This is a genomic window from Exiguobacterium oxidotolerans JCM 12280, assembly GCF_000702625.1.
In the GTDB taxonomy this organism is placed as follows: Bacteria; Bacillota; Bacilli; order Exiguobacteriales; family Exiguobacteriaceae; genus Exiguobacterium_A; species Exiguobacterium_A oxidotolerans.
The window spans coordinates 2,868,684-2,889,459 of the sequence record NZ_JNIS01000001.1; the positions used below are offsets into that span (position 1 = coordinate 2,868,684).

Below are 20,776 nucleotides of genomic sequence, written 5' to 3' on the forward strand. Positions count from 1 at the left end.
CACAGAGAAATTAAAAGGAGTGAAAGCAAGATGGCAACACGATTTAAAGTAAACCCAGCGCTGCGCCGTGGTTTTGAGACGGCACGGGCTGGTGAACGACCGATGACGAAAGCAGGGACGATGAGTAAGATTTTCCTGCTGCTAGCCTTCGTCACGGCAGCTGCCGGAGGAACGTGGTTCTTTTTAGCAGCGAATCCACAATTTTTATTCCCAGCCTTGATTGGCGGGGTCGTCCTCGGCTTGATTTTTGCACTGATCATCACCTTTAAACCACGGACTGCTCCGGTACTTTCACCGGTCTACGCAATTGTCGAAGGGGTCGCGGTCGGTGCGATTTCACTGATGTTTGAAAGCATGTATCCAGGGTTAGTCGGTAAGGCGGTCCTCGCGACCTTCGTCGTCTCGTTTGCGATGTGGTTCGTCTATACGACCGGGATGATTAAAGTGACGCAACGGTTCCGTTCTGCTGTCACGGCAGCAATCCTGTCGATTCTTGTTTTGTATGGCGTCAACTTGTTGCTCGCCTTGTTCGGTGTCGACCTTCCGTTCATGACAGGCAGCTCGCCACTCGCGATCGGGATTCAGTTCGTCATCGTCATCGTCGCCTCGCTGTCACTCGTGATGGACTTCGATTTCATCTCGCGCCAAGTCGAGGCACGGGCACCGAAGTCGATGGAATGGGTCGCCGCATTCGGATTGATCGTGACGATCATCTGGTTGTACATCGAAATGCTTGATCTGTTGTATCGTCTGGCAGCGCGAGATTGATGCGTAGTTGAGAAATCGTTTCCGCTTTTTAGCGGAAATGATTCTTTTTTTATTAAGTACCTTGCATTATAGAGTACATTGTTTTACATTGTATATAAGAGGTGGTGGGAGAAGATGGAAATTGATAAAGAGCTGTTAAAAGGACATATCGACACCTTGATTTTGGCGTTACTGGTCGACAAGGACCGGTACGGGTATGAAATCGCAAAAGAAGTGCGGGAAAAAAGCGCGGATGCGTTTGAGTTAAAAGAAGGAACGCTTTACCTGTCACTGAAGCGACTGGAAAAGAAGGCGGCCGTCATCTCGTACTGGAGTGATGAAGCGGCTGGCGGTGCACGCCGCAAGTATTACCATCTGACGGACGAGGGACGGGCGTTACTGAGGACGAAACGGCAGGAATGGCAGGTCGTCAAACGATTGATGGATCAATTTTTAGGAGGGGACCCCGATGATAGATGAGTATGTAAATCAGCTCTACCGCTCGGCTGATCCGGATTTGCCGGAAACGAAGGAACTGAAAGATGAAACGCGGCAACACCTGGAAGAAACCGTTTCTGAGTTGATATCAGATGGGTATGCGCAACAATTAGCGATGAAGATAGCGATCGAGCGCTTTGGTGGCGAAGAACAGTCGCAGGCGTTGATTCAAGAATTGCAACTGGTGCAGAAGCTATTCGCAAAACGGATTTTACGTGCCGGGATTGTTGTATTGGTGTTGAGCCTGATGTTTGGTTTCAGTGGTTTCATCGTCCGGAGTACATCGGCTATTTCGGAAAGCGGTATTCGACACCAACTAGGGGAAGAATGGAAGGCAACTGATTCCGCTCCGCTGAAGACAGTTGTCGAAGAAGAGTGGATGGTCACGGCAGCCCGGATATACAGTACGTCGACTGAAGGCGAGCGATTGACACTTGAACAAAGCTATGGAAAAAGCGTCCCCGCTGTTTTTCAACCGTTCATGTCATCACCTCTTAGCGGTGCACCGGACGAAGGGTGGGAAGTCGAATTTGATGAGATTGATACGGTCGTCATCGGTTTAGCCCTTGCATTACTCGGATTATCGGCGGCACATGTCTTGTTTGCAATCTGGATCATCATTCAGCGGCACCGGACGGATCGGCTATCGCGAACGACGACCGTCTTGTCGATCGTGATTCCTGCCCTCAGCATCTTGTTGTATTTCGTCACAAAAAAACGACCATAACCAAAGGAGGAGAAGCCGTTGCAATCGATTATCTGGACAGAATTAAAACGAAGCATGACACGTCGGACGTTATGTCTGGCTTTGCTGCTCCCGCTGATTATCCTGTTACAGTTTAACCAGGTTCGGACCGGATACGTATTCTTGACGTGGCAGGGGGTGTTCGAAGAATCTGCCGGAACGATTATCGCCGTCGCGTTTCCGTTAATCTGTTGTGTGCTGTACCTGCCAACGGTCGCCCGTGAAATCGATCATCAGTTCATCCGGTACGCGCGGACCCGTGTTTCGCTAACGGACTATCTCATTGCCAAAGGAGTCGTCAACGCCTTGATCACGTTTATCGTCTTTTTTGTGACGATGCTCGGCTGGATGCTGTTTTTACGGTACATAGAGCCGAGCTTGAACTGGATGACATATGAACAGGGTCCGGAATCATTGACGACGTTCACCCAAGCCTTCACGACGGATGGGATGTATATGATCGCTTATGCGGGATGGATCGGACTCAATGCGATGGTATATGCGACAATTGCGTACTTGTTGTTGGTGTTGTCCGGGAAATTATTTCTGGCAGTCGGTCTTCCGTTTTTGTTTTATCACCTGTTGAACTTTGCGACCGGTTTGCTCAGTGTCCCGCAATTTTCGCCCGTCAGCACGATTTTCCCGTTTAACATTATCGCGATGCCGTTGTGGACGATATTTGTTCCGTTCAGTGTCCTGGGATTGATGTTGCTCGGACTGATGATCACGGGGATGAAGCGGACGGAGTGGGAACTGTGAGCCGGATCGTCTATGCGGTTTGTTGGCTTCAAGTGACGCTTTTTGCGGGTATCTGGATGTATCAAGATCAACAGGAAGCGCTTAGTAAAGGAATCGAATTTAATCAATGGGATTTAATGACGGCAGTGACGATGAATACCTATTTGTTGATGTACGATATTTTGTTGCTTGTTCTCCTGTTATCGATTGTTCTAATACAAAGGGACTTAACGGATTTCCGGTTGATCCGCTTCCCGAATACACGGAGTGCGTTGATACATAGTACCGGACGGTTCGCTAAATCGTGGGGAATGGGGTTATTAGTGTATGCGATTGTCGGATACCTGTTTGCACTGCAGGCACCGGCTGAAACGAATTGGAGTCTTGCGGCACGGGCCGGACAGGTATTTTATATCCCAAAAGACTCGGTGTTTTTGAACATTTCGCCGCTGCTTGCCCATTGTCTGCAACTTGGATTTTTATTTGTCGGCGGTTTGCTGATTCATTTATTACTGGGTTTTTTCTACCTGTGGACGAAGCAGCGGAAACTCTTGTACCTGCTTTCGGGCCTGCTGTTTCTCGGGACAGGGCTTGCCTTTAAAATCGGACTTCCGAGCCTATTTTTCCTGTTGTCGTTAGCCGCATTGCTTGCGCATCAGGCGTATGAATTTTGGATAGGTTGCGTTTTTGTCCTGGGCATCGGATTTTTACTTCTTGACCGGCCGATTCGTTTGCCGAAAAGCGGCGGCGCATCCGCTCTCTACCTAGTTTGTTGTGTATTAATTTTCTTGATGCAGCCATCGGGACAAACGTATGGTGATTACTTACTGACCGTATTCAGCGGCGTTCGGTCTGATGGTTTCACGCTGCAGGCATATTTGAATCATGCCGTCTTATTTTTTGGCTATACATACCTATTGACGCAACGATATGAACGAGATGTCATCGACCAAGGACTCTATCATATCATCCGGCATCGGTCATTGAATCGATGGTTTTCCAAACAAGTGGCTTGGCTTCTTGTGACGGCAACGGGGACAGTCATCGGTCTTGTCAGTTTGGCGACACTGTTCGCAGTTTGGAATGACGTGGTGTGGACGACACAGGTAAACAGTTTGTCGGTCAATCTTTCAACGATTCTCTATCACACAATCGTCAACGGGACGCTCCAACTCATCGTGTACGGATTGATTCTGTTTTTGGTCTTGTACTGGACGCGCGAAGCCGTTCAAGGGATTTACTGGATCGGAGGAGGGATGGTGGCACTGTTACCACTCGTTCAAAACGACTGGATTCCGATTGGACGAAACGGAACGGTTCAGTTGCTCGACCATTCCGCTTACACGATCAGCCTCCAACTAGTTGGAGCAAGCCTCTTCGTTTATATCGTCATCCAGTTCGTGTTCAAAAAACACGTCCGGACAAATCATTAAGGAGGAAAATACGATGATTACATTAACGAATGTCAGTAAACAATATAAAGGATATGAATTATTTCACGACCTGAACGCCTCGTTCGAAACGGGGAAGATTTACGGCATTACCGGTATCAACGGGTCCGGCAAATCGGTTTTATTCAAGATGCTGTGCGGGTTTGTCTTTCCTGACGCTGGAACGATTGCAGTCGACGGACAAATCTTGACGGGGAAACACCGTTTTCCGAAAGACTTCGGCATCTTGATCGAACGACCGGGTTACATCGGTCAACTGGACGGATTCACGAATTTAAAGGAACTCGCCCGGATTCAAAATAAAATTGATGATGCGGCAATCCGTCGGGCGATGGAACAAGTCGGACTGGCACCGAATTTGGCGCAAAAGGTTAAACATTATTCGCTCGGGATGAAACAAAAACTTGGAATCGCGCAAGCCATCATGGAAAACCAACAGGTCTTGTTACTCGATGAGCCGTTTAACGCACTCGATGCAGAAAGTGTCGAGCGAATTCGGGCAATGCTGATCCAGTATAAAAATGACGGTCGAACGATTTTCTTGACGAGCCATCATCAACAAGACATCGATTTGTTATGTGACGAAGTCTATCAGATACATGATGCAAAGTTGAAAAAAGTAAATCAATAATCAGATTGTCGTTTTTGGATATTTTTGTAATAATGGACGAGTTGAAAAAAATAATCGCTAATGCGCTTGACCGACAAATCGAAGAAGGGAAGAATGACATGGATTTAATCTTCATGATGAAGGAACGGCTCGGTCTGTTTGCATTTTTATTCGCATTCCTGCTCCTGAACGCCCTGCTCCTCGTGGCAATTTGGAAAGTAAAAGTTCAGCTGCCAAAACCGTTGTTGGTTCTGTTGACGATGTGTTGTACGTTGTTCATCTTTGCGACGATTGGTTTCATCGTCAGCACGTTATCATTTGGATATAATTCATAATGATGTTTAAATTATGACAATAATTGAAGTAAAGCAAATAATTTATCAATCGAATTAAACAGGCAAACTTTCCACTCACTTAGGGAAGGTTTGCCTGTCTTTTTAGTTTGATGAATCAAAATGAAGAGAATCGACATACTGCTTAGCTTCGAGTAATGAATAACCAAGTTGATTTCGGACTAGTTTAACAGCTTCCACCATCTGATCCTCTTGAAGAAGGTGTTTAACTTGATGTTGGAGTTTAACCTCATCCGCATCTACTCCCGGCATTCCAAGGTGAATTTGAATACGTTTAATTTCCTTCGTTAATTGCTGTTGCTGGATCCGCTGCTTGGCTAGTTGTTGTGAAATCGATTGCCAGATGATGGCAAGAAGCAAGACGGGCAACCATGTGAATAAAGCATCCATCAATGCCTCCACCTCCTTTTGTTCACCGTAGCATAGACTGTACCATGTAACAAATAGTGGAAAAGTCATGAGAATACGTTTATTCTTAATAAGTGGTAAATAAAGGTTTTTTAGGTGAAAGGAATGAAAAAAGTGGAAAAAATCATTGTATCGTTAATTCCGTTGTTAGTCCTCATAGGTGGTGTCATGTTCGGTGGTTTCGTCGTGACGCTCTCAAGTCTGTATTACTTACGGCGCCGCTCATTTGAACGAAGTACATATAAGCAAGTAACACAAGAACGATTCCTCAAAGCGGTCCGTGACAAAGGGCTGTGGGGCGAGTATTTGACGACACGCCAACTAGAAAAGATCGACGGATACGGAAAGTTTGTCATCAATACATATGTACCAAAAGCACGGGGGAAAGGCCTGACGGAAATCGACGTCACGTTCATTCATGAGAGCGGGATTTACGTCCTCGAATCGAAAAACTACAGCGGCTGGATTTTCGGGAAAGAAGCGGACCGCCAGTGGACACAGATGTTCAAGAATCGGTTCAAGCAAAAATTCTACAACCCGATCAAACAAAATGAACAGCACCTGAAGAGTCTTCAAAAGTTTTTGTCTGAAACGGTTGAGGCAGATGTTTTTAAATCACTGATCGTCTTCAGTGAACGGTGCGAACTGAAGAAAATCACGGTCGATTCGAGCCATGTCCATGTCATCAAGCGGAATGAGTTACGCCGGACCATCAATAAACTGGCGACGGTTAATCGTTTGACACCAGCACAAGTCGATAACGTTTACGAGGAGCTCAAGCAACGGTCACAAGTCGATCAAATGATTAAAGACGCGCATATCGAATCGATAAAATCGTTTACGTCGTAAGTAACTGTATACATTTTAAATGCGTGAGGGGGATTGCTTTTAATGAAAGATGCTTTGAGCACACTTGAAGCTAGTTATACAAGATTGATGAAAGAAGACGAGTCGAATGGTTTAGATATTGAAGCCTTTCTTGAGCGTCATTCAAAAATCATTGATACATACGAAGAGCTGATTACCAAAAAGTACATTGCTTTTCAACGAGATACTGCAAACCAACTGTATGAAGAAGAACTGGATTTTGTGCAAACTAACATAAAGCCGTTGTTATCGAAGTTTAAGCATGAAATGGATCAGAAGACCTTGCAGTATATCGGAGATAAACCGGACTACACCAGACTGCGAGAGAAACTGAAGAGCAAACAGAATAGTTATTCGGAATCTAATACAGCAGTCCGTCTAGAAGAAGATCAACTCGTAAATCAATACTTAAAAATTACAGGTGGATTAACTTCACCGTCCAATCAAAATCAGGATTTGAGCGACTTGTACAGTTCTTTATATGACAAAAACGAAGATGTTCGAGAGCGTGCATTTCGTAATATAGCACTTGCTTATGGTCAAATTGAACAAGACGTTAACCTGATTTTTGATCGACTCATTAACTTGCGGATCAAAAAAGCGGGAGAAGTAGGTTTAAATACGTTTTCTGAATTTGCATTTACTGAGCTCGGACGAACTGATTATACACCAAACAATTGTAGAGAAATTGCCGGAGCGATTAAACAGCACTTCCTACCGATTAAAGAGAAGCTGCAAAGAGAACAGGAAAATTACTTAGGAAAGAAACACCTTTCACCTTGGGATAGCAAAGTGTCACCTTACTCTGACATAACGCATGTTTACGGTGATTCAGAAGACGTATTACTAAAAACGGTTGGCGATATCTTAAGAAAAATTGATCCGTACTTTTACACCGTCTTCAACGCGTTACACCGTACAGGAAACGTTGATTTAAAACCTAGAGCGAATAAAGCACCGGGCGGATTTTCGGAATTTCTCCCGGCTTCTCGTGAATCGTTTATATTTATGAATATGACAGGGACGTTTGATGATCTTGTTATTTTCATGCATGAAATCGGTCACGCCATCCACCATGATTTAATCAAGGACATTCCGTTCAGTGAAGACAAGCGAATTACGATGGAAGTGTCAGAGTTTGCTGCGATGTCGTTAGAGTTGCTCTCAATGGAGCATTGGAATCTCGCAGTCACTGATCAGTTCTCGCTCTATCAAGCTAAAATGGAACACTTCAGATTAATCGTCGAATTTCTTCCTCAAACCATCATCGTTGATCAGTTTCAAGACTGGGTCTATCATCATCCTACTCACAGCCATGAAGAGCGAAGAAAAAAATTCGAGTCGCTCACCGACATGTATGATACGGGTGTCGTCGATTGGGGGACTGTATCAGCATGGAAAGGGCAAGAGTGGATGAGCGTCATCCATATTTTCGAAACGCCGTTTTATTATATCGAGTATGCGATTGCTCAAATTGCTGCGCTCCAGCTGTATATGCACTATAAAAAAGACCCGATGGAGACGCTAGAACGATTCAAACGGGCTTTGGCGATGGGCAGCAGTCGTTCCGTTACAGAAATTTATGAGCTTGCCGGTGTCAAATTTGATTTTTCTGAAGCGACGTTACGTCCTTTGACACAGTTCATTACGAGTGAATTAGAAGCAATTCATCCTGAATGAAAAGCCATTTAAGAAAGGACTACCTTTTGCATGCTAACCTTTGAACTTCCTTGTTTTTTGATGATTACGATCTGTTTACTTATTCTTTCTTACCGCGTTAGACAAGGTAAAATTTCAGGACGACGCTTTAGTTACTGGATGATATTTTCCGTTTATCTTGCCGGCGTCGTGGCAGTTACGTTATTTCCATTACCCGTTCAACGAAGCTTGATTGATGATGTAATTCGTGAACAGTATGGGGAACAGCATAACTTCATTCCGTTCAAATTGCTGTTTGATACGGTAGTGTCAGGACAAGGCAAAGTTTTTTTGATCCAGATCATGGGAAATGTCCTTTTGTTTGTACCGTTAGGAATCTTTGTATTAGTTCTTTATCCGAGGATGAAGCGACGGAACGTCATCTTGCTTGGGTTGTTGATGAGTATAGGCATTGAATCGACACAAGCGATTACGGGTCTGTTCATCGGCTACAACTACCGAAGTTTTGACGTCGATGATTTGTGGTTGAACGTATTAGGGACGATGCTTGGTGTGCTAATCATATCTGGATTTTTGAAAAGGATCCGTTCCGCGCAACAGAAAAATAGAAACATCGACGATTCAAGAAATGTCATTGACAACTCCTCTTCCTGACCAGTATAGTGAGTAAGTCGAAATAATAAGTAGTGCAACTATTTATCGGAAAGAAGGGGAAGCATGTGAAGGAAGTCGATTGGTCGCTTGGAATGCACTTGTCGCGCAGCTATCACTCATTTAAACGGGCGGCGACGAAGCGGATGGACGTGCATGGTCTGACACCGGAACAATTCTCCGTTTTAAGTGAACTGCATAAGCAAGAGGGAGTGTCCCAGAAGCAGTTAGCGCTCGTGACGGAACGGGATCAAACAACCGTCGGGAAGATTCTTGATAAGCTTGTCAAAAAAGGTTTCGTCATGCGAACGTCTGACCCGAGAGATCGCCGTGCCTTCATTCTTTTGACAACAAAAGAAGGTGTCCGCGTCCTGGAATCCCTTGAACCGACGCTTGATGCGTTGCAAGCGGAAGCGTTTCAGGGTCTGACGAAAACGGAGATTGAACACTTCATTCGGACGCTTGAAACCATTCACAAAAATGTGACGTGAGTGGTTTTCTTTTTCGGTTAAATAGTTGCACATGCTATTATAAGTAATGCATATAAAAAGGGGATACAAAAAATGAAGACAATGAAAGACGTATTTGCAATCACACAAACGAAAGTCGGGCTGATGTTCGCCCTCGTCGTACCGGTTCTCTTCCTCGTCGTCTGGATGACAGGGTACCAAGGTGCGACGGAACGACTTGATCAATTACGCGTCGCGGTCGTGGCGGATCAAGGCTCAGCAGACTTCTATCAACAGTTCAAAGCTGAAAGTCCATTTACCGTCTCGCAAGTCAATTCAACAGAAGCCGGACTGAAGCAACTCGACCAGGGTGACGTCGAAATGGTCCTCGTCGCCGACTTGACGAATGAACAGCACGTGACGTTCCACGTCAACCAAGCCAATGCAGAGTTCGCCAATGGAATCCTGAAGCAAGGGGCAGGACAAATCGTCAATCAACTGAATGGAGATGTTCCATTCACATCCGATATTATCATCGAACATCGCGTGTCAGATTTCTCGACGTCGATGTTACCGATCATCCTCGGCTTCGTCATTTACATCGCGGTCATGACGATGGGGATTCAGTTTAATCTCGTGACACAAATTCTTCAGAAGCACCATCAAAAGTGGGCGCTCTTTTGGAGTAAACAACTGTTGCATGGCATCGTCCTCGTCGTCGTGCCACTTGTCATGGTGACGATTGCCTTCTTGTTCTCGGATAGTACAGCATCCTTTTTAAAAATCTGGGGATTTCAAGTCTTATTAACAGCAGCCTGTATCAGTGTCACGCAAATGAACTTTGCGATCTTTGGACCAATCGCACCGCTCGTCAACGTCGCGCTGATTCCGTTCCAGTTGATGACGGCAGGAAATATCGTGCCACCATCGATGCTCGCACCGTTCTATCAGTCGCTCGGTCAGTTTCTTCCCGTCCCGAATGCAGTCGCAGGACTGACACGATTACTTTACTTTGATGGAGATATCTCGAAGTATGCCTTTAACCTGGTAATCATTTTAATTGTGACGTTAGGCGTTACGTTGATCGTAACGGCGATCCGTCGCGATCAAGCACACATCGTTGAAGTGAAACAAGCGTCATGAAAAAACGAGCGACCTCCGGAATCGGGGTCGCTCGCTTTTCGTTTTATGCAAATACGTCAGCGATTGGTGTGTCGCCTTCAAGGAGTGTGATCGTTTGCCGATACGACGATTCTTGACCGATTGAAGCGACGATGACGGCTGCGACATCTTCGCGGGCAATTGATTTTGTATCCGCATCAGACGGGTCGGTCGTCACGGCACCTGTGCCGGCGTCGTCCGATAAACCGCCGGGACGCAAAATCGTATAGTTGAGTTTGCTGTCACGTAACAAGCGATCGGCGTAGTGTTTTGCGACATAATACGGTTTCATGCTGTCAGACCAAGTCTCTGGCGAATCGGCGTTCAAGGCACTGACCATGATGAATTGTTTCGCGTTTTGTTGCTCTGCTGCCGCAATTGATTTAGCGGCACCGTCTAAGTCAATCAACATCGTCTTGTCGGCACCGGTGTGTCCGCCGGATCCCGCTGTGAAGATGACGACGTCGCTATCTCCGAGTGCGTCCTGGATCGATGCCATGTTTTGCTCGAGATCAAGCAAGACAGGAGTCAGTCCGAGTGCTTCAAAGTCAGAAAACTGGTCAGGTGACCGCAGACCGACGCGGACTTCATGAGTCGAGTCACTCAATTGTTTGGCGACGTGCCGTCCGACTTTCCCGTTCGCTCCGATAATGAATACTTTACTCATCTTACATTCCTCCATTTCGCTAATTGATTCTTTTTTATTATGGAAGAACGGTAAGCCGGAATGCAATCGAGAGGGCTTGGCACAATACATCGAATGGAACCAATTTGACGAAATAATCAAAAAAATCTTGGATAACATAACGCAATATGATACTGTTTTGAGTATTACACAGAAAAAAGCGTCAGACAGAGAGAGGAAGCGAGCAGAGTGAATAAAAGAGGATTAGCACTTGGAGGAAGTCTGTTGCTTTCTGGTCTATTGGCAGCAACACGATTAAAAGATGTCACCGGTTCACTCAGTGTCGGGAAACAAAACGTCTTCACGACGAAAAAAATCGTCGTCGGGACGACCGGGGATTATAAACCGTTTACGTACTTGAACCGTCAGACGAATCAATATGAAGGGTTTGATATCGACGTCATCCGCTCGTTTGCCGAGAAAGCCGGACTGGAAGTCGAATTCGTCCCGACGACATGGGGGACGCTGACACGTGACTTACGTGCCGGGAAATTCCATATGGTCGTTGGCGGCGTCACGAAGAACATCGAACGGGAGATCGTCGGTGACTTCACGAAAAGCTATCTATCGTTTCAAAAGACACCTCTTGTCCGCGCTTCCGATCTCGATGTGTTGACGTCAATCGAAACAATCAATCGTCCCGATGTGACAATCGGCTTGAATCCGGGCGGTACAAATGAACAGTTTGTCCGCCAAACGTTTGATCAGGCACATATCGTCATGTATGCGGATAATTTGGCAATTCCGGCGGCAGTCGCAACGGGAGAAGTGGATGTCATGATCACGGATACCGTCGAAGCGATTTATTACGCATCGCTTGATGTCCGGTTAGGTGCCCCGAAAATTAATGAAAAATGGATTCCGGCCGAAAAAAGTTATCTCATTCAAGATCGGCAAACGGAAGTCCTGGATGTCATGAATCTTTGGATGAACTCCTATGAAGGAAAACAACGGATTGCGCAATTAAAAGACAAGTGGTGTGTCGCTTCGGTCGCACACGACGTGGTATAGAGAATTAAAGTAACGGGCAAATCCATTTGGGATTTGCCCGTTGTTGTGCAAACAAGGAAAAGGGGGTAAAGGTAATGAAACAACGTAAAGATAGTCTTAGTGCAGAAAGGACGGATGACCGTGATTGAAGTAGAGCAGTTGACGAAGGAGTACAACGGGAAAAAAGTAGTCGACCAAATTTCATTTCATGTGAAAAAAGGGGAGATTTTTGCGTTTTTGGGACCGAACGGCGCCGGCAAGTCGACGACGGTTCAAATGCTGACGACGTTGATTGCCGTCTCGTCCGGTCACGCGACGATTAATCAATATGATATCGAACGCGATCAAAAAAACGTCCGGCTCCAGATTGGCGTTGCCTTGCAGGAAACAGGTATCGATAATGATTTGACGGGTCAGGAGTTGCTCGTACTGCAAGGAAAGTTGTTTGGTTTTTCCCAAGAGAAAGCAGTCGAACGAGCCCATGAATTATTGGAGCTTGTTGGTTTAGCAGCAGATGGCAAGCGCCGGTCCGGGACGTATTCCGGCGGGATGAAGCGGCGGCTCGACTTGGCACTGACGCTCGTTCACCAACCGACTGTCCTCTTTCTCGATGAACCGACGACGGGTCTTGATCCAGCAAGCCGGTTACAGATTTGGACGGAAGTCCGGCGCTTGAACGAAGAATACGGGACGACGATTTTCCTGACGACACAGTATCTCGAAGAAGCCGATCAATTGGCCGACCGGATCGCGATCATCAATGACGGCAAGTTGATTGCGGAAGGAACAGCGGCAGAACTGAAAGCGATGAACGGAGCTGAACGGATTGAAGTCGTCCTTGAAGACGAATCCGCCAGTGAAGCGTTTCGAGCGGCATTTTCGGGACGGATTGAAAAAGAGACCGTTCTCCTGCCGTCAGATGGAACAGAGACACTCAAACAGGTCGTCCGCTATTTGGATGATCACCAGCTGACGGCACGCTCGCTCGTCGTCAAACAGCCGTCACTCGATGATGTGTTTATTCAGTTGACCGGTCAAGCGTATAAGGAGGACAAGTGACATGTGGCGGGAAACCTTGATTTTGACAAAACGCAGTTTACTCGTGACGTTACGGAATCCGTTCTCATTCATCCCGAATTTAATCATCAGCGTCTTTTTCCTGCTCGTCTATACGAGCGGATTATCCGGCATCTCGAGCTTACCCCAGTTCGGGGGCGTCGATTATTTGAACTTCATCTTACCCGTCTCAATCGTCTCCGGTGCCGTCGGTGGAGCAGGGGGCGCGGGACAAGCCCTCGTCAAGGATATCGAGAGCGGTTACTTCGCACGGCTGCTGTTGACACCGGTTTCGCGGACAGCCATCGTCCTCGGACCGATGCTTGCCGGGATGTTACAGTTATTCGTCCAAACACTGTTGATTTTCGGCATGGGCTTTTTACTTGGATTATCGATTCCTGCTGGAGCTGCAGGTTTTTTCTTGACGATTGTCCTTGCGCTTGGCTTCGGACTTGCCTTTGCCGGCTATTCGGTCGGGGTCGCCCTGAAAACACGCAATGCACAGGCCGCACAAGCCGGAACGTTGTTGTTCTTCCCATTGATTTTCTTATCGACGACGTTCGTCCCGAAAGAGTTGATTGAAGCGGAATGGTTAAAAATCGCAGCGACACTCAATCCGACAACGTACATCATGGAAGGGATGCGGGCCGTTTTGTTACGTGAGACGATTGACTGGAGTGTCTATACGCAAGGGGTGCTTGTCGCGGCCGTTCTCAGTCTTGCGATGGTCGTGTTTGCGGCACTGAATGCACGGGGAGCATTAAAAAAATGACACAAACAAGCACCTGTCAGAGGACGATTGTCCGTTCTTTGACAGGTGCTTTCGTTACGCGTCAAAAATCATATCACTTAATGCGCCTGTATAAAGGCGCGTTTCTGTCGTTAAGACGATTTGGTTTTTGCGCATCTTGATGGTTCCGGATAAGTGCTCCTGTTGCTCCGATAAAAAGGACATCCGCCCTTGCTCGACATACCGTTTTCCTTGTTGCTGTAAGACGTGGGTCTGCTGATTATCCGTCGAGACGAGATAGTCTTTGTAGATAGCAAAATCCGTAAACGGCCGTTTCGGTGCGTGGAATGCCTGACTCGTTCCTCCTTGCAGTTGAACGATCCGGTAGTCGGAGTAATAAAAGAACCAGACATCATTCGCGGACGAGACGTTCATTGCGTAACAGTCATCGATGGGATAGTCGCGATTTTTAAAGACGACTTTCCCCTGGTCGTTAAAAGCGACGAGACCGAACGATCCAACTGAATTGGTCGCGGCGTCAGCAAAGACGCCTTCATCGAAATAGCTGACCCAAATGTGGTCACGCTCATCGACTTGGACATTTTGAATGCCGTCGTCGAGACAATAACCGTCAGTCAGATGACCGACTTGATCGTAAATAAAAGCATTCGGTAACCATGATCCGTCGACATCGTCATCACAACGCGAGGCGACGAGCAGGATCCGTCCGTCAGAAAACGATTCGACATAACTGAAGTCAACGTCTTCCTGGGCGATGATGATCGTATTGCGCCACTCATCGTGAATTCGATGGACATGCAAGACGGGGCGGTGCCGTTTTTCATCGTAGATTTGTTCGACGAGAAGAATATGACCGGCAATCGTCAGTCCCGTCGCGATATGCGTTCCGCGGATATGTGAGGCGGTGACACGATCCAGATGCATGGTTACGGTTTTGGATGTCTCCAATACAAATCACTCCTTTTAAAAAAAGCCTGTCGCAGTAGGACAGGCTGTAAACAGATTATGTCGTACGTTGGCGTTTCTTGAGGGCGACGTACAAGACGATCATGACGACCGCTGCGATTAGGATGCCGTTCGTATACGGAGCGGCGACGTCTTTAATCGAGCGCCAGTTCGTTCCGAGCGTCTCACCGAGGTAGAGAAATAAAATCGACCACGGGATGATGGCGAGAATCGTGTAGATTGAGAACTTTGTTTGATCCATCTTCGCGAGACCAGCCGGAATCGAGATCGCGTGGCGGACGACGGGGATGAACCGTGCCCCGAAGATGACACCTTGTCCGTATTTGACGAACCAGCGTTCCGCGAGATCAAGATGGTGTTCCGTGATCAATAAATATTTTCCGTACTTTAAGATGAGTGGACGACCGCCATAGCGGGCGAACCAGTACAAAAATAATTGCGAGAATAATCCACCGATGACAGCGGCGACGACAGCGAGCGGCCAGCCGATCGTCCCTTGAGAAATCATGAATCCACCATAGGATAAGACGATCTCACTCGGGATGATTTCAATCATCAAGCCAAGCGCGATTCCGAAATAACCTAAGTCAGCTAAATATAGTAAGACGGTATTGACGACGCTAGATAACACGTTTCACACTCCTTTAGTTGCACTTCATTCCTTCATTTTAGAGAAGTCCGGTCGAAATGGGAAGAAAAAAATCACCCCGTCGTTAAAACGAGATGATTTCTTTATTAAAGAATGACGGCAGCAATCGTACCGAAAATCAGTAATGGTAAGTTGTAGTGTAAGAATGTCGGAATGACCGTTTCACGCATGTGATCGTGTTGTCCGTCGGCATTCAATCCGCTCGTCGGTCCGAGTGTTGAATCACTCGCCGGACTACCGGCGTCACCGAGTGCACCGGCTGTTCCGATGATGGCAATCGTCGCCTCGAGACTGAATCCGTACTGGATACAGAGCGGGACGAAGATGGCGGCGATGACCGGAATTGTCGAGAAACTTGAACCGATACCGACCGTGACGAGGAGTCCGATCGATAACATGACGAAGGCAGCGACGAGCTGCGAATCGCCCATCAACGATTTTGAGTTTTCGACGAGTGGTTCGATATCACCTGTCTCACGTAAAACGTTTGAGAAGCCGTTCGCTGAAATCATGACGAATCCGATGAACGACATCATCCGCATACCGCGTGTGATGACATCGTCTGCTTCGCTGAAGCGGACGAGTCGTAACACGAGGAAGAGCAGGAGACCGGTCGTCGCAGCGATGATCATCGATTCAGTCGTCAACTGGACGACGAGCGTCGCGATGACGACAATTGAACTCAGTAATAATTTGGATTTCGTGACGACGGGAATCTCGTAATCGTCTGGTGCGATGTTCCGCATCTCATATTCACGCGGTTTTCGGTAATTGTATAGACCGAGTAACAATCCGAACAACATCCCGAGCGCCGGGATTGCCATCGCTTTGATGACCGATGCGCCAGCGGTGTCCATCCCGTTTTCTTGTAAGTTCGGTAACAGAATCTGATTGAGATAGATATCACCGAAACCGATTGGTAAAAACATATACGGTGTGACGAGACCAAACGTCATGATAATCGCCATCCGGCGCCGGTCAATCTTCAAATCATTGAACAGACCGAGTAACGGCGGGATGATGATCGGAATGAAGGCGATGTGAATCGGCAAGACGTTTTGTGAACTGATTGCGAGTAATAAAATCGCGAACATGATGAACCCTTTTAACTTCTTGACCGACGTCGCATCGGCACTGCCTTTTGAGCGAGCAATCAAGCTATGTGCGAGGGCGTCCGGCAGCCCGGTTTTTGACAGGGCGACGGCAAACGCACCGAGCAGGGCATAACTGAGGGCAATTTCTGCGCCGGCTCCAAGACCACCTGAGAAACTTTCAATCGTTTTCGTTAGACCAAGACCGCCGAGCAAACCACCGGCGAGAGCGCTGATGACCATCGCGAGGACGATGTGGACACGGAAGATGGCTAAGACAAATAAAAGGATAACGGCTAAAACAACAGCATTGAACATAACTTTAAAACCACACTTTCTTTTGGTATCACTGTACTATACTAAAGTATCATACAGACCGTTCTTTTTGCTGTCAAGAAAAAAACATGAAAAGGCACGACCGGTGTCGGTCGTGCCTCCTTTCTACTATATAAAGACAGGTTTAGCAATCGACGCGGTCGAGTTTCCCTGTCCCTGGGTCGATGACGAGTCCATGGACGTTTGTGCCGGGTGGTAATAACGGATGGTTTTTAATTAAACCAACGGAATGGCCAACGTTTTCTTCGACTGACGTGAATCCACGTAACCATTGCTGTAAGTCGACACCGGAGGCTTCGAGTGTCTTTAAGACTTGTTGATTGATGCCGCGTCCTTCCATCTCGGCAATCATCTTCGCCGGATCAATTGTACTCATGCCGCAGTCGTGGTGACCGATGACGATGACTTCTTCTGCACCGAGTGCATAAAGCGCAACGAGAATCGAGCGCATGACGGAACCGAATGGATGCGAGAGGACGGCCCCTGCATTTTTAATGATCTTCGCATCGCCGTTTTTGAGACCGAGCGCGTGCGGGAGGAGTTCCGTCAAGCGGGCATCCATACACGTTAAGATCACGACCTTTTTATCAGGGAATTTATCCGAGATGAATTGTTCGTATTGTTTTTCTTCGACGAATTGTTCGTTGAACGCAAGCATTTGATTGACGATTGTCATAAAACTTCCTCCTTCAAAACAAATAAATATGTATCTTTTAATAGATTACACGATGTTTTGTCCGTCAGACAAGCAAAGAAAATAGGTGCTGTGAGAAAAGTCACAGGCAAGGAATTCAAAAAGGATGCCTTGTCCGACAACACCTTTTGAGAATGAGAGCGTTTTCAATGATGTGAAATAGTTCACAGGATGGTCATGCACAAATCATCAAAAAGGCGGTATGATTGATTTGTGAAGGAAAGCACAAACTATTGAATATCAGCTTGGCATTCCTAACATCTAGTAGGGAAATGCAGACTCAGATTCGTTCCAAAATAGGGAGGAAACCTAACATGGCTGTCAAAGAAAAAATCAAACAAGACGTATCACCTGTCGAACAAACGATCAATAAAATCGTCGCAAAAGGTCAAACCGCATTACAAGAATTATTAACATTTGATCAAGAGAAAATCGATACGATCGTCCGTGACATGGCGCTTGCCGGTCTCGAACGTCACGTTGAACTGGCACGACTCGCCGTAGAAGAAACAGGACGTGGTGTCTTTGAAGATAAAATGATTAAAAATATGTTTGCGACGGAATATATCTATAACAGTCTCCGTGAAGAAAAAACGGTCGGTATCTTAGAAGAAGATGTTCAAAACGGTATCACGTACATCGCGGAACCGGTCGGTGTCGTCTGTGGCGTCACACCTGTGACGAATCCGACATCAACGACGATGTTCAAAGCGTTGATCGCGATTAAAACACGAAACCCGATCGTGTTCGCCTTCCACCCGTCAGCGCAAAACTGTTCACTCGAAGCTGCAAAAACATTACGCGATGCTGCCGTCAAAGCGGGTGCACCAAAAGATTGTATCCAGTGGGTCGAACAACCGTCACTCGAAGCAACAAAAGTCTTGATGAACCATACGGATATCGCGATGGTTCTTGCGACCGGCGGAGCCGGCATGGTCAAATCAGCCTATTCAACAGGTAAGCCGGCACTCGGTGTCGGACCAGGGAACGTTCCATGTTACATCGAAAAAACAGCGAAAATCAAACGTGCCGTCAGTGACCTTGTCCTTTCAAAAACGTTTGATAACGGAATGATTTGTGCATCGGAGCAAGCGGTCATCATCGATCAGGAAATCTACGCGGAAGTTCGTGCGGAGATGGAAGCACTCGGTTGCTATTTCTGTACAGCAGATGAGAAAAAACGTCTCGAAGCGCTCGTCATCAAAACCGATACATGTGCCGTCAATGCCGACATCGTCGGGAAACCGGCAACCTGGATCGCAGCAAAAGCCGGCATCGACGTCCCGAGCAACACTGTCATGCTTGTCGCAGAACTTGAAAAAGTCGGCTCAGAAGAACCACTCTCACACGAAAAACTAAGCCCTGTCCTTGGTGCGTATAGCGTCCAGTCAACAGAAGATGCGTTCCATGTTGCTGAACGGATGCTTGAAATCGGTGGACTCGGTCATACGGCAGTCATCCATACGACGAATGACGACTTGATGACGGCGTTCGGAATGCGGATGAAAGCCTGCCGGATTCTCGTCAACAGCCCATCAGCACACGGCGGGATTGGTGATCTGTATAACGAATTGACGCCATCACTGACACTCGGTTGCGGATCGTACGGGAAAAACTCCGTCTCTGAAAACGTAACGGCGAAACATTTACTCAATGTCAAAAAGGTGGCGAGACGACGCGTGAACATGCAGTGGTTCAAAGTACCGGAAAAGATTTTCTTTGAAAAAAATTCAGTCCAATACTTGAAATCGATTCAAGATGTCTCACGTGCGTTGATCGTCACCGATCAAGCGATGGTCGAGTTCGGCTACGCGGATAAAGTCATCCGCAACTTACCGGCAGGCGTCAGCTACCGGATCTTTGACCAAGTCGAACCGGATCCATCGGTAACGACCGTTCAAGTCGGAGCGCAAGCGATGCGCGATTTTAAACCAGACTTAATCATCGCCCTTGGTGGCGGATCAGCGATGGATGCAGCGAAAGGCATGTGGCTCTTCTACGAGCAACCGAACGAAACGTTCTCGAACTTACGTCAAAAATTCCTCGATATCCGGAAACGGGCCTATAAATTCCCGGCGCTCGGTAACAAAGCGAAGTTCGTCGCGATTCCGACGACATCCGGTACAGGCTCTGAAGTCACACCGTTCACCGTCATCACGGATAAAGAGAAAAACGTCAAGTATCCGATTGCTGACTATGCGTTAACACCAGACGTCGCAATCGTTGATCCGGAATTCGTCATGACGGTCCCGGCATCAATCACGGCGGATACCGGAATGGACGTCCTGACCCACGCGACAGAAGCTTTCGTCTCCGTCCTCGCGAACGACTACACGGATGGACTGGCGTTAAAAGCAATCAAGATGATTTTCGACTACTTACCACGCGCTTATGCGAATGGTGACGATGCCGAAGCGCGCGAAAAAGTTCACAATGCCTCAACGATGGCCGGCATGGCGTTCGCCAATGCTTTCCTCGGGATTAACCACTCGATCGCACACAAAATCGGTGGGGAGTTCCACACGCCACATGGTCGGACGAATGCAATTCTAATGCCACACGTCATCCGCTACAATGCAGCGAAACCGACGAAACTCGCTTCGTTCCCGAAATATGAATCATTCATCGCCGATGAACGGTACGCAGAAATCGCCCGTTATCTCGGACTACCGGCAGCGACGACGGAGCAAGGTGTCGAATCACTAATCCAAGCGATCACAGAACTCGGACAACAGTTGAACATCAAAATGTCATTCAAAGCCCAAGGCATCAAAAAAGCCGACTTTGAAGCAAAACTCGATAAGATGGCAGTCGATGCATTCGAGGATCAATGTACAACAGCGAATCCGAAAATGCCGCTCGTGACGGAACTTCGGAACATCATGGAGCTTGCCTACGAAGGCGTATAACAGAGAAAAAAATCATGGCAATCAAAAGAGCCTTGCTTCCGGTCGACGGAGGCAAGGCTTTCGTTCGTAATCAAAAGAGACACCGACAAAACTGTCCTGTCATTATTGACAGATATTTCTAAGACCGCTAAAGTGAAGGTAACTTGAATAGAATCACTAGGGGTGTTACTAAACTGAGATGAGTAGATACTCAAACCCTTTGAACCTGAACTAGTTCGTACTAGCGTAGGGAAGTGTAGACTCTAATAAACAAGCGAAGACCAGTCTGTCGGTTTTTTGTTATGTGATTATTTAGACGTGCGCAACTTTCCT

22 protein-coding genes and 1 riboswitch are annotated in these 20,776 nt (G+C 47.1%); of the genes, 16 read left to right on the forward strand and 6 right to left on the reverse strand.

Going from position 1 to position 20,776, the window contains the following annotated elements:
• The first annotated feature begins 30 nt into the window (after positions 1-30).
• From P403_RS0114625 to P403_RS0114655, 7 genes are all read left to right on the forward strand, one after another.
• Positions 31-768, forward strand: a complete 738-nt coding sequence (locus P403_RS0114625) for a Bax inhibitor-1/YccA family protein (RefSeq protein WP_029333438.1) — start codon at positions 31-33, stop codon at positions 766-768.
• A 114-nt stretch (positions 769-882) separates the two neighbouring features.
• Positions 883-1,227 (forward strand): PadR family transcriptional regulator, encoded by a 345-nt coding sequence (locus P403_RS0114630; protein ID WP_026833286.1) that lies wholly within the window; start codon positions 883-885, stop codon positions 1,225-1,227.
• Positions 1,217-1,972 (forward strand): permease prefix domain 1-containing protein, encoded by a 756-nt coding sequence (locus P403_RS0114635; RefSeq protein WP_029333439.1) that lies wholly within the window; start codon positions 1,217-1,219, stop codon positions 1,970-1,972. Before P403_RS0114630 ends, P403_RS0114635 begins: the two co-directional genes overlap by 11 nt.
• Before the next feature lie 18 nt (positions 1,973-1,990).
• Positions 1,991-2,749, forward strand: coding sequence for a hypothetical protein (locus tag P403_RS0114640; protein ID WP_029333440.1), 759 nt, complete (start codon positions 1,991-1,993; stop codon positions 2,747-2,749).
• Positions 2,746-4,161, forward strand: coding sequence for a hypothetical protein (locus P403_RS0114645; RefSeq protein ID WP_029333441.1), 1,416 nt, complete (start codon positions 2,746-2,748; stop codon positions 4,159-4,161). The genes P403_RS0114640 and P403_RS0114645 overlap by 4 nt, the downstream gene beginning before the upstream one ends.
• A 13-nt stretch (positions 4,162-4,174) precedes the next feature.
• Positions 4,175-4,810: an ABC transporter ATP-binding protein gene (locus P403_RS0114650; protein ID WP_029333442.1), complete on the forward strand. Its 636-nt coding sequence runs from the start codon at positions 4,175-4,177 to the stop codon at positions 4,808-4,810.
• Between the two features lie 32 nt (positions 4,811-4,842).
• On the forward strand, positions 4,843-5,124 hold the full coding sequence (locus P403_RS0114655) for a hypothetical protein (protein ID WP_029333443.1): 282 nt from the start codon (positions 4,843-4,845) through the stop codon (positions 5,122-5,124).
• A gap of 102 nt (positions 5,125-5,226) precedes the next feature.
• Here P403_RS0114655 and P403_RS0114660 read toward each other — a convergent pair whose 3' ends face one another.
• Positions 5,227-5,532, reverse strand: a complete 306-nt coding sequence (locus tag P403_RS0114660; RefSeq protein ID WP_029333444.1) for a hypothetical protein — start codon at positions 5,530-5,532, stop codon at positions 5,227-5,229.
• A gap of 132 nt (positions 5,533-5,664) precedes the next feature.
• Between P403_RS0114660 and P403_RS0114665 the strand changes: the two genes are divergently transcribed.
• From P403_RS0114665 to P403_RS0114685, 5 genes are all read left to right on the forward strand, one after another.
• On the forward strand, positions 5,665-6,399 hold the full coding sequence (locus tag P403_RS0114665; RefSeq protein ID WP_029333445.1) for a nuclease-related domain-containing protein: 735 nt from the start codon (positions 5,665-5,667) through the stop codon (positions 6,397-6,399).
• A 42-nt stretch (positions 6,400-6,441) separates the two neighbouring features.
• The gene (locus P403_RS0114670) at positions 6,442-8,097 is read left to right on the forward strand and encodes a M3 family metallopeptidase (protein WP_029333446.1); all 1,656 of its coding nucleotides are present in this window, start codon (positions 6,442-6,444) and stop codon (positions 8,095-8,097) included.
• Positions 8,098-8,127: 30 nt separating this feature from the next.
• Positions 8,128-8,730 (forward strand): VanZ family protein, encoded by a 603-nt coding sequence (locus tag P403_RS0114675; RefSeq protein WP_029333447.1) that lies wholly within the window; start codon positions 8,128-8,130, stop codon positions 8,728-8,730.
• 65 nt (positions 8,731-8,795) lie between these two features.
• Positions 8,796-9,218: a MarR family winged helix-turn-helix transcriptional regulator gene (locus tag P403_RS0114680; protein WP_029333448.1), complete on the forward strand. Its 423-nt coding sequence runs from the start codon at positions 8,796-8,798 to the stop codon at positions 9,216-9,218.
• A gap of 72 nt (positions 9,219-9,290) precedes the next feature.
• The gene (locus P403_RS0114685; protein ID WP_029333449.1) at positions 9,291-10,319 is read left to right on the forward strand and encodes an ABC transporter permease; all 1,029 of its coding nucleotides are present in this window, start codon (positions 9,291-9,293) and stop codon (positions 10,317-10,319) included.
• Between the two features lie 43 nt (positions 10,320-10,362).
• Here the strand turns inward: P403_RS0114685 and P403_RS0114690 are convergent, their stop codons facing one another.
• Positions 10,363-11,004, reverse strand: a complete 642-nt coding sequence (locus tag P403_RS0114690; RefSeq protein WP_029333450.1) for an SDR family oxidoreductase — start codon at positions 11,002-11,004, stop codon at positions 10,363-10,365.
• A gap of 207 nt (positions 11,005-11,211) precedes the next feature.
• Between P403_RS0114690 and P403_RS0114695 the strand changes: the two genes are divergently transcribed.
• The 3 genes from P403_RS0114695 to P403_RS0114705 all read left to right on the forward strand — a co-directional run bounded on the left by P403_RS0114695 (position 11,212) and on the right by P403_RS0114705 (position 13,840).
• Positions 11,212-12,033 carry a transporter substrate-binding domain-containing protein gene (locus P403_RS0114695; RefSeq protein WP_029333451.1) on the forward strand — a complete coding sequence of 274 codons (822 nt, stop codon included), beginning with the start codon at positions 11,212-11,214 and terminating at the stop codon, positions 12,031-12,033.
• A 114-nt stretch (positions 12,034-12,147) separates the two neighbouring features.
• Complete coding sequence (locus P403_RS0114700; RefSeq protein ID WP_029333452.1) at positions 12,148-13,071, forward strand: ATP-binding cassette domain-containing protein; 924 nt, start codon at positions 12,148-12,150, stop codon at positions 13,069-13,071.
• 1 nt (position 13,072) lies between these two features.
• Positions 13,073-13,840 (forward strand): ABC transporter permease, encoded by a 768-nt coding sequence (locus tag P403_RS0114705; RefSeq protein ID WP_029333453.1) that lies wholly within the window; start codon positions 13,073-13,075, stop codon positions 13,838-13,840.
• 54 nt (positions 13,841-13,894) lie between these two features.
• Here P403_RS0114705 and P403_RS0114710 read toward each other — a convergent pair whose 3' ends face one another.
• The 4 genes from P403_RS0114710 to P403_RS0114725 form a co-directional block, all read right to left on the reverse strand.
• Positions 13,895-14,767, reverse strand: coding sequence for a hypothetical protein (locus P403_RS0114710; RefSeq protein WP_029333454.1), 873 nt, complete (start codon positions 14,765-14,767; stop codon positions 13,895-13,897).
• A gap of 55 nt (positions 14,768-14,822) precedes the next feature.
• Entirely contained in the window at positions 14,823-15,416 is a 594-nt protein-coding gene (uptA, locus tag P403_RS0114715; RefSeq protein WP_029333455.1) for an undecaprenyl phosphate transporter UptA, read from the reverse strand.
• A 104-nt stretch (positions 15,417-15,520) separates the two neighbouring features.
• Complete coding sequence (locus P403_RS0114720) at positions 15,521-16,843, reverse strand: Na+/H+ antiporter family protein (RefSeq protein ID WP_029333456.1); 1,323 nt, start codon at positions 16,841-16,843, stop codon at positions 15,521-15,523.
• A gap of 142 nt (positions 16,844-16,985) precedes the next feature.
• Positions 16,986-17,537 (reverse strand): beta-class carbonic anhydrase, encoded by a 552-nt coding sequence (locus P403_RS0114725; RefSeq protein ID WP_029333457.1) that lies wholly within the window; start codon positions 17,535-17,537, stop codon positions 16,986-16,988.
• Between the two features lie 332 nt (positions 17,538-17,869).
• Here P403_RS0114725 and adhE point away from each other — a divergent pair, with 332 nt between their 5' ends.
• Entirely contained in the window at positions 17,870-20,464 is a 2,595-nt protein-coding gene (gene adhE / locus P403_RS0114730; protein WP_029333458.1) for a bifunctional acetaldehyde-CoA/alcohol dehydrogenase, read from the forward strand.
• Between the two features lie 148 nt (positions 20,465-20,612).
• Positions 20,613-20,713: riboswitch (TPP riboswitch) on the forward strand.
• Positions 20,714-20,776: the final 63 nt, after the last annotated feature.